Raw genomic sequence first — 14,624 nt, forward strand, 5'->3', positions numbered from 1 at the left:
GTCAGAAGTACGTGATGCCGTGCGGGGTCCGGGGCGGGGTGAGCATCGCGCGGAGGAGCATCGGCGCCGCCGGGTCTGCCGCACGCAGCAGCCCCGCCGCCGCGAGCGTCACCGGCGACACCGACCCGATCAGCAGCGCCCCGAGGTCGGCGACGTCGAGCGCGATGTCGGAGCCGGCCACGTCCGCGTCGGATGCCAGGCGCGTGACGGTGCCACGGGCCTCCCGGACGTCGAGCCGGTACGTGCCGGACGCGTGCCCGAGCGAGTCGGTGACCGCGATGGTGAGCGAGCCGTCGGCCGCGTACGGGCGGGACTGCAGCACCGCGGCGACGTCGAGGACGCGGAGCCAGACGTGGTCCTCCTCGTGGTCGACGTCGTAGGAGCGAGCGTCCGCCAGAGCGGCGACGATCGGGTCGTCCGAGCGGGACCGCTTGTAGACGACGACGTCGTTGAGGTCGATGGAGAGCAGGAACTCCCACAGCGACAGGTACGCGGCGTCGGTCGTGTACACCAGGTCGACGATCTCGACGCGGGTGTCCTCGCCGGTCTTGCCCTCGACGACCCGCCAGGTGACGTAGCCGTCGACCTCGTCGGAGTCGTCGGGGCGGTGCACGGCGGCCCGGACGTCCTTGGCCTTCTGACCGTCGGGACCGAGCTCCCCGAACACGATCGGCCAGGTGCCGGTGTTGCGCACCATCGAGCCCGGCGTGCGGGCATGGAAGCGGGCGAAGACTTCTTGGCCGACGCCGTCTGCCAACCACTGCGTGGTGACCATGACGACCGTGCCGGTGGTCGGGGCGAGGAACGGCAGCGCCCGGTCACGGCGGACGTGCACGGCGCGCTCACGGATGGCGCAGCCGAATCCGAAGCGGCGGTAGATGGTGCCCTCGGAGGCGGTGAGCGAGGCGACGGCGTAGCCCTCCTCGACCCCGCGCTCGAGCGCACGCGTCATCATCCGGCGGAGGATCCCGCGGCGACGTTCGGTCGGGCGGACCGTCACGGCGGACACGGCCTGGGTCCGGATCGCGGTCCCATCGCCCCAGCTGAGGTCCTTCGGGAACCAGGTGAACGTGCCGGCGGGCCAGGTCTCGTCGACGGACCCGGCGACGGGCCGGTTGACGTACACGCCGAGGAACGTCTCCTGGTCGGCGACGAAGTGCGACACCATCCGGGCGGCGCCCTCGTCGGACTCCGGAGGCTCGTGGAAACCGACGCCCACGGCGTCCATCCAGGCGCGGGTGGTGGCGTCCGGCGCCCCCTGGTCGTCGGTCTGCGGGCGGAACTCGCGGAGGTCGTAGCGGTCGGTGGATTCGTCGTTGATCAGAGCCACGATCAGACCCTACCGGGGAGCCGGCCGGGGACAGCGGGCATGCCGCATCCACACCCCGGGAGACCCGTGTGATGGCGGGAACGCTCCGGAGCGGTGCACCTCCGAGCCTCAGGCACCGGGGCGGAGCATCATGGGATCCGCGCGTCGAGCGACACGTGTCGGTCAACGGAGGCCACTCGCTCCCGCGGAGGAGGTCCCCACATGAAGGCACTGCGATACGTCGAGGTCGGCAAGCCGCCGGTGGTCGTCGACATCCCGATCCCCACCCCCGGCCCTGGCCAGGTGCTGCTCAAGGTCACTGCCGCGGGCGTCTGTCACTCAGACGACTACGTGATGAGCCTGCCCGAACAGGCCTACCGCGACCAGCACTACCCACTGCCGCTCACCCTCGGCCACGAGGGCGCCGGTGTCGTCCACGAGCTCGGCGAGGGCGTCGACACGGCCCTGCAGGTCGGCGACGCAGTCGCGGTCTACGGTCCGTGGGGATGCGGCTACTGCCACAACTGCTCGACGGGACGCGAGAACTACTGCACGAACGCAGACGCCCTCGGCATCCGTCCGCCCGGTCTCGGCAACCAGGGCTCGATGGCGGAGTACATGATCGTCGACGACCCGCGGCACCTCGTGCCGCTCGGCGACCTCGACCCCGTGCAGAACGTGTCGCTGACCGATGCGGGACTCACGCCGTACCACGCCATCAAGCGGTCCCTGCCGAAACTCGGTGCGGGCACGTACGCGGTCGTCATCGGCTCCGGCGGGCTCGGCCACGTCGGCATCCAGATCCTCAAGGCACTGTCCGGCGCGACCGTGATCGTGCTCGACGTCAACGAGGACAAGCTCGAGCTCGCGAAGCACGTCGGCGCCGACGTCACGCTGATCAGCGACGCGTCCGCGGCCGGGAAGATCCGTGAGATCACCGGCGGCCTCGGTGCGAACGCGGTGTTCGACTTCGTGGGCGCCGACCCGACGATCGCGACGGCCATCGCGGTCGCGGGACTCGACTCCGACGTCACGATCGTCGGGATCGGTGGCGGCACCGCCTCGTTCGGCTTCGGATCGATCGCCTACGACGCGGCTGTCCGCGTGCCGTACTGGGGATCGCGGAGCGAGCTCATCGAAGTGCTCGACCTCGCCCGTGCCGGCAAGGTCGACGTCGAGGTGCAGACGTACTCCCTCGACGACGGGCCCAAGGCGTACGAGGACCTCGCCGCCAGCACCATCCGCGGGCGCGCGGTGATCGTCCCGTAGCGAGCGAGCGAGCAAGCGAGCAAGCGAGCAAGCGACAGGACTGGAGGAACGGAGCGGCCCTGCACCGTCCCTCCAGTCCGCGCTGGAAGCGGCTGGCTCTGATGTCCAGGGCCGTGTGTCAGTGACCAGTCGTTGCGGGTGTGTCGCCCGGAAGCCACGCGCCGTGGCGGGCGCCGCTAGTCCGTCGCGCCGGGCGGCGGGTCCACGAGCAGGCCGACCCGGTCGGCGAGGTAGTCGGCCAGTGGCACGTCGGTGCCGGCGGTCGCGGACCACCGCACGCGGGGCTCGTCGTCACGCACGAACAGCGCCGTGTCCGCACCGACGAGCGTGGCGTCGAGCGGGATCGGCGTCACGCTGTGGTTCACGGTGTCCCCGGGCGCGAAGTGCCCCTTCGCCGCAGCCGCCCGGTACGCGCGACGGACCTCGGCGGAGACGGAGACGAACTGGGACCGCCCGGCCTCGGTCACCCGCGTGATCGATCCCGTCGCCCAGACCTGGCCGGCGGTCTCGGGTGAGGACCCGAGCAGCAGTGCACCGACCCGCCAGACCCGTCCGAGGGAGCGGATGGTCGGGTCCCGTCGGATGCCGAGCACCGGCTTCGGTTCGACGTACTCCCCGAGCGCTTCGTCCCGGGCACGCGCCGCCGCGAGTCGTGCCGTCGCGTCGTCGAGCAGGGAGCGTGCGCGCTGCACCCCGTCCACCCGACCGTCCGTCACCCGCCAGAGCCTAGACCGCGACCGGCCGGGGATCGACCCGCCACCACCCGCGCACCACCGGGGTACGGGTGCCTGTGGTGTCGCTCGGTGCACAGCGCGTTGACTGGTCCTCCGGGTCACGGCCGCGCTGCGACAGCCGACGTCGTCGCCCGGTAGATCGGCACCCTGACGATCCGCACCCGCGACGTCCGTCGGACCCGATGCTCGTCGACCCGACCACCGCCGTCCCGACGGCCGTGGAGCCCGACGAGGAGGACCCCGTGTCGCACGCCTTCGATCCCGTCCGCCCGCAGCTGATCCGACTCACCGACGTCGCTGCGGCGGCCGGAGCCCGTCCGCTGCCGTCGGTGCTCGCGGACGTGCACGTCACCGGGGCAGCCGTCGCCACCGAGGACCTCCGCCCCGGGTGGCTCTTCGTCGCGGTGCCCGGTCGGCACGGGCACGGGGTCCGTCATGTCAGTGCAGCCCGCGCGAGCGGTGCGGTCGCGGTGTTGACCGACCAGACCGGGGCCCGGGAAGCGACCCGCTCGGGTCTGCCGACCGTGGTCGTCCGCGACCCACGAGCCGTCCTCGGAGCCGTCGCCCGGACGGTCTCCGTCACCGCGGACCTCGGTTTCCCGTTGCTCGGCGTCACCGGTACGAACGGCAAGACCTCCACCGTCTCCGTCCTCGACGCCATCATGCGGCGCCTCGGGTGGACGACGGCGATGACGTCCACGGCCGAGCGTCGGATCGCGGACGAGGTCGTTGCGAGCCGCCTGACCACCCCCGAGGCCACCGAGCTGCACGCCTTCCTCGCCCGGGCCCGGGAGCGTTCCGTCGACGGCGCCGCGATCGAGGTCAGCGCCCAGGGGCTCTCGCGGCACCGTGTCGACGGCGTGCACTTCGACGTCGCCGGGTTCACGAACCTCAGCCACGACCACCTCGACGACTACGCCGACATGGACGAGTACCTCCGCGCGAAGCTGCGGCTGTTCCGCCCGGACCGTGCCGCCCGCGGTGTCGTCTCGCTCGACTCCGCCGCCGGTCGCGCGGTCGTCGCCGAGGCCGGGATCCCGGTCGAGACGATCACCAGCGAACCCCGCACGGTCGCGGACTGGCACGTGACGGTCCTCGACCAGCACGCCGACGGCACACGGTTCCGGATCGACGGCTCGGACGTCAGCATGACGACCGTGGTCCCGTTGCTCGGCCGGCACATGGCGGCGAACGTCGGTCTCGCCGTCGCGATGCTCCGTGCCGCGGGCATCCCGGCCGCCGACCTCGTGGCGGCGGCCGGTGGCTCGCTCGACGTCGTCGTCCCAGGGCGGATGGCCGATGCGTCGAGCCCGACCGGACCGCGGGTCTTCGTCGACTTCGCCCACACCCCGGACGCCTTCGCGAAGAGCCTGGAGGCGATCCGTGCCTTCGCCACCGGGCCGGTCGGCATCGTCCTCGGCGCCGACGGCGACCGTGACCCGAGCAAACGGGAGGCCATGGGCACGGTGGCAGCGTCACTGGCGGACGTCGTCGTGGTCGCCGACCACCACCCGCGGTTCGAGGACCCGGACGGCATCCGTGCCGCGATCCTCCGCGGTGCGCGCGGTGTCCCGGGAACGGCACGGGTCGTGGAACTGCCGGACCCGGCGCAGGCGATCCGCCATGCCCTGGCCGCGGTCGGGGATGACGGCGTCGTCTACTGGGCGGGACCAGGACTGACCGACTACCGGGACGTCCGCGGCGTGCACGTGCCATACTCGTCCTTCCGGGACGCGCAGGCGGCGCTCGCCGAGGCCGGTCATCCGGCGCGGGAGGCCGTCTCCGCCTGCTGAGCGGGACGGCGGACGTGGTCCACCCCGCGCTCCCGACGGCGGGCCCGACGGCGTCGTCGGCGCACCGCCGACACCGTGCCGGCCGCGATCATCACGATGCCGTACGCCAGGAGCAGGCCGGCGACGGTCGGCAGGAGCCAGGTCCGCGAGCCGTTCACCACCTGGTTGACCGTCCCGAGCCACGGCACGCTGTACCAGACCTCGCCGCGGATCTGTGCCGGGATGACGGGGTCGGGGTCCACGGCGTCGTTCGCGTCGCCACGGAGGACGAACCGTCGGCTGCCGTCGGACGAGGAGCCGATCGCGACGACCCGGTGCGTCACGACCTCGGGTCGACCGGACTGGAGCTGGTAGGTGACGACGTCCCCGATCCGGACGTCCGCGGCGGCGACCGGTCGGACGACGACGAGGGTGCCGGGCGGCAGGGTCGGTTCCATCGACCGGGTGAGCACGGACAGCGGCACCGAACCGGTTGCCTTCGGCAGCACCACGAGCACGACGGCGAGCCCGGCGACCAGCAGCACCAGGCCCGTGGTGACTCCGATCCCGAGCGCGCGGAGGGCCGCGAGCAGGCCGCTCCGGGCGGGTGGCGCGACCGGGCGGGCCGCGTGGCGGGAGTGGGACGTGCCTCCCGTCCGGCGGGGGGCGTCCGAGGTCAGCATGGTCATGCGCCGCACCGGATCTTCGGGCCGGTGTCCAGCGTGAACAGGGTCACCTGACCGCTGCCGACGACGTCCGCGGTCGGTTGCCCGGCTGCGTCGAGCGCGCGGACGACGACGGTGACGGTGGCAGCGCCCCGAGCGCTCGGGGTGACCTGCTCCGGAGCCAGGGTGATGTGCGGGTAGTCCCCGGTCTGCCGGTCACCCACCTGCTCGTCGCCGACGAAGGCGGCGTAGACCGTGCCCACGGCGCGGTCACCCTGGTCCCACGTGAGTTCGACGTAGTTGGAGCCCTGCGTCGGGTCGGTGCACGTCAGGGACGGCAGGTCCTGGCCGGAGTTGAGGTAGAACCCGCCCCAGACCGTCGACGACACCCAGCTGGCGTTCGTCGTGGTGAGGGCGAGGTGCATGTTCGTGGTGGCCGAGGTCGGGGCGCCGGCGACGAGGGTCGACCGGATGCACCAGACGGCGGCCGTCCGAGGCGCGAGCGCCGACGTCAGGCTCGGCAGTGCGGCCCAGGTGCCGCTGACGCCCCCGGGGCCGACGGCGGCCGAGTCCGTGCAGTCGGCGGTCGTCGGGACGGGCCAGGCCGCGACGTCGACGGCCCGGGCGAGCGCCGTCGACCCGTCGGCGACGACGGCGGTCGTCGCGGTGGTGCCGGGGATGTTGCCCGCGTTGGTGAGGGTCACCGGCCGGGTGACCGTCGGGGCCCCGGCGGTGAACGTCGTCGTGATCGCCGTGGTGCCCGAGATCGCCGCCGCGAGTTTGCCGTTGGTGGCGCTCGACGCGGCGGTCCCGGTCGTGGTCCACAGTGCCCAGGCGACCGAGGACCCTCCGCCGACGAACACGGCGACGAGCAGCACGGCCAGCAGGGACCGGACGCGCGCGTTCACGGTGCCACCTGCGTCCCGGTGATCGTGACGGTGAAGTCGGTCACCGCGCCGGACACGGTCTGGGGTGCGTCGGCGTCGAGCACCATCTCGAGGCAACCGGTCGCCGAGGCACCGATGGGGAGCGTGAAGTGCCCGCTGCCGGTGTCGAACGCGGCCGGGCGGGCGGCGTAGCCGCCGAGGCCTGGCCGACAGTCCGCCGCGCGTGCCACCGGGGCCAGACGGAGCGTCAGCTCGTCGAGGACCGCGCTGTCCGGGACCGAGGCGTAGGCGACGTGCAGCGTCGTCACCTGCGTCCGGATGGCGAGCGGCACCGACCCGCTGTTCCGGACCGAGAAGGTGCCGGTCGTGCTCCGTCCCGGGGCCAGGGGAGTCCTGTACATCGCGGTCAGGGGAGCCACGGCGAGTGCGGCCGTGCCGGAGCGGACCGTCGATGCCGGCGTCTCGGAGGTGCTGTTCCAGAGCGCGTAGGTGCCGCCGCTCCCGACGACCGCGGCCGCGACGGCGAGCACCAGTCCGAGACCGAGTGGCCAGGCCCAGCGCCGTCGACGGGGCGCGCGGTGGCGTCCCGTCGTCGGCGTGGTCCTCGTCATGCGCGTCCCCCTGGACGTCGTGGTCCTCGTTCGGTGCCCCGGTGCCGGGCGCGTGGTGACGGACGACGAGCGGATCAGGGGCCCGCCGTCCGTCGGTCGGAGCCGGGTCAGGAACCCGTCGAGCCGATGGCCGTCTGCGTCAGGGTGAACGCGAGGGCGCCCACGTCGACGGTGCCGTCCTGGCCGGTGGTGGCGGACTCGGGCAGGGTGATCGTGAAGGTCACACGGACCGTCGAGGTGCTCGCCGACGGCGTCACGGTGAAGACGGTCGGGTCCGCGGTCTCGGCGACCGACGCGGTCGACGACGTGACGTCGAGGGTCTTCTCGGTCGCGGCGACCAGATCGGCGTCCCCGGTGATGCTCTGCTTCGCGTAGGTGAGCTCCGCGCGGAGGTCCTTGCCGGTCGCCTCGATCACGAGCGTCTGCGTGAACCGGTAGGTGTTGCCCGGGACCATGAGGACCGAGGCGGGGTCGATGGCGTCCGAGCGGCCGTTGGTGACGTCCGTCCACGCACCGTCGTCGTTCGCCGTCAGGGTCAGGGTGCCGGAGGACACGGCCGTGGCGGCACTGCTGGCGCTCGCGTTCCACAGGGCGAAGGAGCCCGCTCCGCCGAGCAGCAGTGCGACACCCGCGGCGCTCGCGATGGTGCCGGTCACGATCTTGTGCATTGTTCTGTCCGTTCCTGCGCTGGGCAGCGCTGCAGTCGTCTCGGGCGTTCGGGAGAGCCCGACGGGACGGTTGTCACCGACCTCCCGTGCTGGCGGGAGGACGCGGCTGACCGGTGCCGGAGGACGACCCGTGTGCCCAGGAGTGAGGGATGCTCGGGCTGGGTTGTCCTGTGGACGAACGTACCGGGTCCCCCAAACTGCGGACAGGAGAATGTACGAAAGCATCCACCCCAGAACGAGGGGGTTCTCGGTCCTCCGCGCGGCGGACACTCCTGTACCCCGCTTCCGAAGAGGTCTGTGCCGGAATGCCGCCGAGGTCTGTGCCGGAATGCCGACGAGGTCTGTGCAGTTGCATCGAGTCGGATCGAGGAGGTCACATGGGCATCGTGCGGTGGTTGTTCGACGCGCAGCTCGTCATCGGCGACCAGACGGTGCTCTGGCGCGAGGTGATCGGCAACGTCTTCGGGCTGCTCAGCGCCCTGGGCGGGATGCGCCGCAAGGTGTGGGCCTGGCCGGTCGGCATCGCGGGCAACGCGCTCCTCTTCACCGTCTTCATGGGCGCGCTCTTCGACACCCCGAACCCCGTCAACCTGCTCGGCCAGGCCGGGCGCCAGGTCATGTTCATCCTGGTCAGTGTCTACGGCTGGTACCGCTGGACGCACCGCGCGGACGAGGCGACCACCGTGCTCGAGCCGAAGTGGGCCTCCTGGCGGTCCCGCGCACTGCTCGTCGTCGCGCTGGTCGGCGGCACCGCGGTCCTGACCCCGGTGTTCCGCGCCCTCGGCTCGTACGAGCCGGTGTGGAGCGACGCGTGGATCTTCGTCGGATCACTCCTGGCCACCTACGGCATGGCGAAGGGCTGGGTCGAGTTCTGGCTCATCTGGGTCGCGGTCGACCTGGTCGGCGTGCCGCTGCTGTTCTCCGCCGGGTACTACGCCTCGGGTCTGATGTACGTCGTCTACGGCGCCTTCACCCTGGCCGGGTTCTTCGTCTGGATGGCACAGGGCCGGAAGCCCTCCGCCGCTCCCGTCACCGTCGGCTGACGGGAGGCCCGGGGGCGCCTCACGGAGACGGGCGTCAGCGTGCGCGGGTCCGCCGCCAGCCCGCGATCTGCTTCAGGCTGACCTTCGACCCGTACTGGGCGACCGAGTGCCGGAACAGGTACTCCGCGAACCAGAGCAGCACGCCCGCGACGACGAACACCTCGACGATGCACGCGATGGTCTCGACGACCGACAGGGACCCCACGGCGTTCCGCACCATGGCCGTCACCGGCGTGAACGTCGGGAAGTACGTGAAGAACGCGGCGACGGGCGACGAGGGTGTCGTCATCACGAAGAACGCCGCGTAGAGCGGGATGATCACCGCGAACAGCGCCGCCGACTGCAGCGTCGACGCGTCCTTGATCGTCGGCACCGACGCGCCGACCGCCACGAACAGCGCCGACGCCAGCAGCACCCCGCCGACGAGCAGCAGCGCCCCCGCGACCATCCGCCAGGGGTCCAGCGCGACGGTGCCGACCCGACCGGCGACCAACGGCAGCACGACGGCCAGCGACAGCAGCCCGGGCACCAGGAACACGCCGACCTGCACGAGGCCCACGAGCAGCATCGCGATGACCTTGCCGCGGATCAGCGTGCCAGCCGTGACGGTGGTCAGGATCATCTCCGAGATCCGGTTCTCCTTCTCCTCGACCACGACGGTGACCATGCGGGCGGCGAGCAGGATCACCAGCCCGAAGAACGCCGCCACGTAGAGCAGCGGCGGCACGATCGACAGCCAGCCCGGCGCGACCCGCCCGTCGGCGTAGGTGGTGACCGTCGCGTCCGGTGGCGACCGGAGGATGTGCACGGCCTCGGCGTCGTCGACCTGCGCGGCGACGCTCTGCTCGAGCACCCGCTCCGCCAGGGCCGCGTACCCGGTGTTGGCGAACAGCCCACGGTCTGCTCCGAGCACGGTGACGGGGGTGGTGGACGGCCGCGTCGGGAACTCGATGAACGCGTCGAGGTGTCCGGCGCGGACGGCTGCCCGGTCCGCAGCGGGATCGGTGGACGGGGTTCCGCCCCACTTCGCCGCGACCGTCTCGGACACCAGCCCGGACCGGTCGAGGTAGTGGAACGGTGTACGGGCGGCGGAGCCGCTGGAGATCGCGGAGTCCGTGCCGGCGGCCTGCCCGACGCCGACGAGCAGCGACACGACGATGACGACGAGCGGCAGGGCGAGGGTGCCGATCCAGAACGCCGGCTTCTTCACCGCGCGGACGAACTCGAACCGGACGACCGTGCCCAGGCGGTTCAACGCGCTGCTCCGACCGGGACGGCTCCGGCGGCCCCGCCGGTCCGGCCGTCGGCGCGGGCAGCGTCCGCGTCGGCGTCGTGCCCGTACAGCTGCACGAAGATCTCGTCGAGCGGGATCCGGCGCATCTCGAAGCCGGTCACGTGGACGTCGGCGGCCACGAGTTCGGCGAGGATGTCCGACCCGTCGGCCGCCGCCGCCGCGGTGGGCACCAGGTACGCGACGTGGCCCTCGTGGCGGGCGAGCCGGTAGCGGTCGGACCGCGGGACCGGCCCGCTGAGGGCGACCTTCGCGACGGCGCCGCCGAAGGCGTCCTGTACCTCGGGGATCGTGCCGTACGCGGCGGCGACCCCGTCCTTGAGGAGCAGGATCCGGTCGCAGAGCCGCTCGACCTCGTCCATGTGGTGGGTGACGAGGACGACCGTCGCGCCGTCGGCCTTCCGCTCGTCGACCAGGTCCAGGAGCAGCCGGCGGTTCACCGGGTCCAGGCCCTTCGTCGGCTCATCGAGGATCAGCAGCCGCGGCCGGTCCATGATCGTGATGCCGAGCTGCACCTTCTGCTGCTGCCCGCCGGAGAGCTTGTCGATGCGGACCTTCGCCTTGTCCGCCAGGCCCACACGCTCGAGGTAGTCCGTCGCCCACCGGGTCGCCGGGCCGCGGGGCATGCCGCGGAGGGCCGCGAAGTACGTCATGACGTCGATGACCGTCTCCTTCCGGTAGAGCCCGCGCTCCTCCGGCAGGTACCCGATGCCGCCCGTCGCAGGCCGGTAGGGTTCGCCGTCGATCGTCAGGGTGCCGGTGGTCGGGGCGGTGATGCCGAGGAGCGCGCGGATCGTCGTGGTCTTGCCGGAGCCGTTGCTGCCGAGCAGGCCGAACGTCTCACCGGGGGCGATGTCGAACGTCAGCCCGTCGACGACGTTGCGGTCACCGAAGCGCATGACGAAGTCGCGGACGCTGATGCCTGCTCCGGCCACGGTGGACCCCTTCCGACGTGCCGACCCTACCGAGGCCGTCTGACGGACCGGCCGCCGGCGTCGCTGACGCGAGCGGTACGCGGTCGCGCCTCAGCGGGGGAGTGCGGCCAGCACCCGGGCCGCCTGCTCGGCGTCCTCGGCCGAGACGTCGAGGTGTGTCACGATCCGCACCGTCGTCCGCGCGAGCTGCATCACCCGGACACCGGCCGCCGCTGCAGCCGTGACGAAGGCCGCCGGGTCGGACACCTCGGCGAAGACGATGTTCGTGTCCACCGTGGCCGGGTCGACGTCGAGCGCTGCCGCGATCGTCCGGGCGTTCGCGTGGTCCTCGGCCAGGCGGTCGACGTGCTCGTGCAGGGCGTACCGGGCACCGGCGGCCAGGATGCCGGTCTGCCGCATGCCCCCGCCGTAGCGCTTCCGCCAGATGCGGGCGGCCGCGATCCGTTCGGCCGTGCTGACGAGCACCGACCCGACCGGCGCGCCGAGACCCTTCGACATGCAGACCGACACGGTGTCGAAGCCGCTGGCGAGCTCCCGGAACGAGGTGCCCGACGCGACGTGGGCGTTCCACAGCCGGGCGCCGTCCAGGTGCAGCCCGATGCCGTGCGCGCGACCGAAGTCCTGCACCGCACGCACCTCGAGCTGCGGCTGGACGGTGCCGCCGCCGAAGTTGTGGGTGTTCTCGACCGCGATCGCCGTGGTCGACACCGAGTAGGCGCCCGCGTTCGGTTCGGCGATCTCCTGCACGGACTCGGCGACCAGCCGGCCCCGCTCCGACGCCCAGGTCCGGGTCGTGATGCCGGAGAACACCGCCGCCGCCCCGAGTTCGGCGCGGACGACGTGGGCCTGGACGTCGGCGAGCAGTTCCTCACCCGGACCGACGAGCAGCCGCAGACCGAGCTGGTTCGCCATCGAGCCGGACGGGGTGAACAGGCCGGCCTCGTGCCCGAGGAGCTCCGCGACCTCCTGCTCGAGCAGGGTGGTCTCGGGGTCCTCGCCGAACACGTCGTCGCCGACCTCGGCCTCCGCCATCGCGCGGCGCATCGCCGGGGTCGGACGGGTGACGGTGTCGGAGCGCAGGTCGATCACCGGACAACGGTAACCCTGCCGACGGTCCGCTGGTGCACGGCCCGGCTACGGTGTGCGACATGCAGCCTCCCGCACCCGGAACACTCCGCATCCTGCACCTGTCGGACACGCACCTGACGGGCGACGGCGCCCTGCACCAGGGCACGGTCGACACGACGGCGGCGCTCCGTGCGCTGCTCGAGCACCTGGACACCGTTCCGGGCGTCGGCCTGGTGGTGATCTCCGGCGACGTGTCCGAGGACGGCTCGCCCCGGTCCTACGAGACGGTCCGGCAGACGGTGGGCAGCTGGGCCGAACGGCACGGTGCCGCCTTCGTCACCGTGCCCGGCAACCACGACCAGCGCGCCGGCTTCCGGCAGGTCCTGGTGGACGGCCATGTCCTCGGCGAGGGCGGACAACCGCTCATGCACACCATGGAGCACCACGACCCCTCGGTGCCGGTGCGGGGTCAGTCGATCGTCGCCGGTCGGCGCGTCGTCACCGTCGACACCAGCGTGCCGGGGGCGGGGTACGGCGAACTCGACGAGTCGGTGCTCGAGCACCTGCGCACCGTGCTCGCCGAGCCGTCCGACCACGGTTCCGTCGTCGTCCTGCACCACCCACCACTGCCCGCGCCGACCGCGCTGCACGACGCCCTGAAGCTCCGGAACCCGCAGGACCTCGCCGACGTGTTGCGGGGGACCGACGTCCGCGTCGTGCTCGGCGGTCACTACCACCACCACTTCGCCGGGTCGATCGGCGGGGTGCCGGTGCTCGTGGCGCCGGGTGTCGCGAACGACAACGACGTCGCCGGACCGTACGAGCAGGAGACCGCGCTCATCGGCACCGGCGCGCTCGTGGTCGACCTGGCAGCCGACGGCTCGCTCTGGTCGACGCCCGTCCGCCTGCCCCGCGCCGACGCGGACCAGCAGGCCCTGCACCTCGACGCGGCCGCCGCGACCCGGATCGCGGAGGCGTTCGGCCCGTCGTGACCGGCAGGTCCGGACGAACCACCTGACGGCCGGGAGGCACGTGGCGGCCCCGCCCGGCGCCTCCCGCCCGGCGCCTCCCGGCCGTCCCGTCCGCCTCCCGGTCGTCCCGTCCGCCTTCCCGACGTCCCGCCGTCCACGGCCGGTCCCCGGATCCGGGCCGGTCCCCGGATCCGGGTCGGTCCCTGCGAGTACCCCACATCCGCGGACGGAGCCGTGGCTGAGGCGAGTAGGACGGAACGCACGACGTCCCGAGGAGGGTCTCATGCGAACCGGTAGCGCAGTGCAGTACGAGCGGTACGGCGACTTCGACGTGGTCGAGGTCGTGCCACAGGAACGGCCGGAGCCCGGACCCGGAGAGGTCGTCGTCGAGGTCATCGCCGCCGGCCTCAACCACATCGAGCGGTTCCTCCGCGAGGGCAGGTTGCAGGACCACGTCCAGGTCGACTTCCCCGCGCGACAGGGCGTCGACCTCGCCGGCATCGTCCGCGCCCGGGGCGACGGCGTGAAGGACCTGCGCGTCGGCGACGAGGTCATGGGCCACGCACCTGAGGGCGGCTCGCACGCCACATGGGTCGTGGTGCCCCGTGAAGCGGTCGTCATCAAGCCCACACACGTCGGGTGGGAGGTCGCCGGCGGGCTCTACCTGGCGGGCTGCACTGCCGTCGACGTGGTCCGGAAGCTCCGCCTGGGCCCGGACGACACCGTCGTCATCAGCGCTGCCGCCGGTGGTGTCGGCCACATCCAGTGCCAGCTCGCCCGCGACGCCGGCGCGACCGTGATCGGACTCGGCAGCCCGCGCAACCACGACTACCTCCGCCAGATCGGCATCCTGCCCGTCGCCTACGGGGACGGTGAGGAGGCCCGGATCGCCGAGATCGCGAACGGCCGGGCCGTCACCGCGTTCATCGACAACCACGGTGACGACGCCGCGCACGAACTGGCCCTCCGCCTGGGCGTGGACGAGAAGCGCTTCGTCTCGTCCGAGGCCCGGCGGGACGCCGAGCTGCGGTTCCTCCGCGCTCCCGCGTCCGACCCGGAGGCGAAGGAGCTCATCCTGTTCCTGGCGAAGGCCGTCGAGGACCGCCGCGTGCAGATCCTCATCTCGGGCTTCTACCCGTTCGAGTACATCGTGGACGCGTACGAGGACCTCGCCGAGATGCACTCCCGCGGCAAGGTCGTCGTCGGCATGCAGCCGGTCGAGACCGGAGCCCGTCAGGACTGGTACCGGTCCGAGAAGGCCCGCGATCTGCGCGACCGGTACGCCGAGGAGAAGGCCGACGGCACGCTCGAGAGCGGCTCGCCGGCGTCCCGCGGGGCCGAAGGCGCGGTCTCGACCAGCTGACGTGCCGATCGAGGACGCCCTCGCCGTGGAGCGGAGGG

The 14,624-nt window shown here is 72.4% G+C and carries 14 protein-coding genes; 5 read left to right on the plus strand and 9 right to left on the minus strand.

Annotated elements, in window-relative coordinates; all coding sequences use genetic code 11:
* Window position 1: 1 nt before the first annotated feature.
* Window positions 2-1,330: a GNAT family N-acetyltransferase gene (locus DEJ31_RS12185; RefSeq protein ID WP_111121993.1), complete on the minus strand. Its 1,329-nt coding sequence runs from the start codon at window positions 1,328-1,330 to the stop codon at window positions 2-4.
* A 201-nt stretch (window positions 1,331-1,531) separates the two neighbouring features.
* Between DEJ31_RS12185 and DEJ31_RS12190 the strand changes: the two genes are divergently transcribed.
* Window positions 1,532-2,578 carry an NAD(P)-dependent alcohol dehydrogenase gene (locus DEJ31_RS12190; RefSeq protein WP_111044072.1) on the plus strand — a complete coding sequence of 349 codons (1,047 nt, stop codon included), beginning with the start codon at window positions 1,532-1,534 and terminating at the stop codon, window positions 2,576-2,578.
* Between the two features lie 176 nt (window positions 2,579-2,754).
* Here the strand turns inward: DEJ31_RS12190 and DEJ31_RS12195 are convergent, their stop codons facing one another.
* Complete coding sequence (locus tag DEJ31_RS12195) at window positions 2,755-3,294, minus strand: hypothetical protein (protein ID WP_110904366.1); 540 nt, start codon at window positions 3,292-3,294, stop codon at window positions 2,755-2,757.
* 200 nt (window positions 3,295-3,494) lie between these two features.
* On the opposite strand from DEJ31_RS12195, the gene DEJ31_RS12200 reads away from it, so the two are divergent.
* Window positions 3,495-5,105 carry a Mur ligase family protein gene (locus DEJ31_RS12200; protein WP_111121994.1) on the plus strand — a complete coding sequence of 537 codons (1,611 nt, stop codon included), beginning with the start codon at window positions 3,495-3,497 and terminating at the stop codon, window positions 5,103-5,105.
* Here the strand turns inward: DEJ31_RS12200 and DEJ31_RS12205 are convergent.
* The 4 genes from DEJ31_RS12205 to DEJ31_RS12220 all read right to left on the minus strand — a co-directional run bounded on the left by DEJ31_RS12205 (window position 5,072) and on the right by DEJ31_RS12220 (window position 7,915).
* Window positions 5,072-5,773, minus strand: a complete 702-nt coding sequence (locus DEJ31_RS12205) for a signal peptidase I (RefSeq protein WP_258366282.1) — start codon at window positions 5,771-5,773, stop codon at window positions 5,072-5,074. The genes DEJ31_RS12200 and DEJ31_RS12205 overlap by 34 nt on opposite strands.
* Complete coding sequence (locus DEJ31_RS12210; RefSeq protein WP_110904368.1) at window positions 5,770-6,657, minus strand: hypothetical protein; 888 nt, start codon at window positions 6,655-6,657, stop codon at window positions 5,770-5,772. Before DEJ31_RS12210 ends, DEJ31_RS12205 begins: the two co-directional genes overlap by 4 nt.
* Window positions 6,654-7,247, minus strand: a complete 594-nt coding sequence (locus tag DEJ31_RS12215; protein WP_111121995.1) for a TasA family protein — start codon at window positions 7,245-7,247, stop codon at window positions 6,654-6,656. Before DEJ31_RS12215 ends, DEJ31_RS12210 begins: the two co-directional genes overlap by 4 nt.
* 107 nt (window positions 7,248-7,354) lie before the next feature.
* Window positions 7,355-7,915 carry an alternate-type signal peptide domain-containing protein gene (locus tag DEJ31_RS12220; RefSeq protein WP_110904370.1) on the minus strand — a complete coding sequence of 187 codons (561 nt, stop codon included), beginning with the start codon at window positions 7,913-7,915 and terminating at the stop codon, window positions 7,355-7,357.
* Window positions 7,916-8,292: 377 nt separating this feature from the next.
* Here DEJ31_RS12220 and pnuC point away from each other — a divergent pair, with 377 nt between their 5' ends.
* Window positions 8,293-8,958, plus strand: coding sequence for a nicotinamide riboside transporter PnuC (gene pnuC / locus DEJ31_RS12225; protein WP_110904371.1), 666 nt, complete (start codon window positions 8,293-8,295; stop codon window positions 8,956-8,958).
* A 34-nt stretch (window positions 8,959-8,992) separates the two neighbouring features.
* Here the strand turns inward: pnuC and DEJ31_RS12230 are convergent, their stop codons facing one another.
* The 3 genes from DEJ31_RS12230 to DEJ31_RS12240 all read right to left on the minus strand — a co-directional run bounded on the left by DEJ31_RS12230 (window position 8,993) and on the right by DEJ31_RS12240 (window position 12,273).
* Entirely contained in the window at window positions 8,993-10,213 is a 1,221-nt protein-coding gene (locus DEJ31_RS12230; RefSeq protein ID WP_111121996.1) for an ABC transporter permease, read from the minus strand.
* A complete protein-coding gene (locus tag DEJ31_RS12235; protein WP_258366283.1) occupies window positions 10,210-11,184 on the minus strand; it encodes an ABC transporter ATP-binding protein in 975 nt (324 codons plus the stop codon). The genes DEJ31_RS12230 and DEJ31_RS12235 overlap by 4 nt, the downstream gene beginning before the upstream one ends.
* 90 nt (window positions 11,185-11,274) lie before the next feature.
* Complete coding sequence (locus DEJ31_RS12240) at window positions 11,275-12,273, minus strand: low specificity L-threonine aldolase (protein ID WP_111121997.1); 999 nt, start codon at window positions 12,271-12,273, stop codon at window positions 11,275-11,277.
* A gap of 59 nt (window positions 12,274-12,332) precedes the next feature.
* Here DEJ31_RS12240 and DEJ31_RS12245 point away from each other — a divergent pair, with 59 nt between their 5' ends.
* Together DEJ31_RS12245 and DEJ31_RS12250 are read left to right on the plus strand one after the other, a co-directional pair.
* On the plus strand, window positions 12,333-13,244 hold the full coding sequence (locus DEJ31_RS12245) for a metallophosphoesterase (protein WP_111121998.1): 912 nt from the start codon (window positions 12,333-12,335) through the stop codon (window positions 13,242-13,244).
* Between the two features lie 262 nt (window positions 13,245-13,506).
* Entirely contained in the window at window positions 13,507-14,586 is a 1,080-nt protein-coding gene (locus tag DEJ31_RS12250) for an NADP-dependent oxidoreductase (RefSeq protein ID WP_111121999.1), read from the plus strand.
* Window positions 14,587-14,624: the final 38 nt, after the last annotated feature.

Origin of the sequence: Curtobacterium sp. MCPF17_031 (genome assembly GCF_003234035.1) — a bacterium.
GTDB lineage: Bacteria > Actinomycetota > Actinomycetes > Actinomycetales > Microbacteriaceae > Curtobacterium.

Bases quoted from the DNA above. Each gene is read 5' to 3' on its own strand.
- pnuC (WP_110904371.1), top strand. From the start codon at position 8,293: ATGGGCATCGTGCGGTGGTTGTTCGACGCGCAGCTCGTCATCGGCGAC.
- DEJ31_RS12215 (WP_111121995.1), bottom strand. From the start codon at position 7,247: ATGACGAGGACCACGCCGACGACGGGACGCCACCGCGCGCCCCGTCGA.
- DEJ31_RS12220 (WP_110904370.1), bottom strand. From the start codon at position 7,915: ATGCACAAGATCGTGACCGGCACCATCGCGAGCGCCGCGGGTGTCGCA.
- DEJ31_RS12250 (WP_111121999.1), top strand. From the start codon at position 13,507: ATGCGAACCGGTAGCGCAGTGCAGTACGAGCGGTACGGCGACTTCGAC.
- DEJ31_RS12245 (WP_111121998.1), top strand. From the start codon at position 12,333: ATGCAGCCTCCCGCACCCGGAACACTCCGCATCCTGCACCTGTCGGAC.
- DEJ31_RS12200 (WP_111121994.1), top strand. From the start codon at position 3,495: ATGCTCGTCGACCCGACCACCGCCGTCCCGACGGCCGTGGAGCCCGAC.
- DEJ31_RS12205 (WP_258366282.1), bottom strand. From the start codon at position 5,773: ATGACCATGCTGACCTCGGACGCCCCCCGCCGGACGGGAGGCACGTCC.
- DEJ31_RS12190 (WP_111044072.1), top strand. From the start codon at position 1,532: ATGAAGGCACTGCGATACGTCGAGGTCGGCAAGCCGCCGGTGGTCGTC.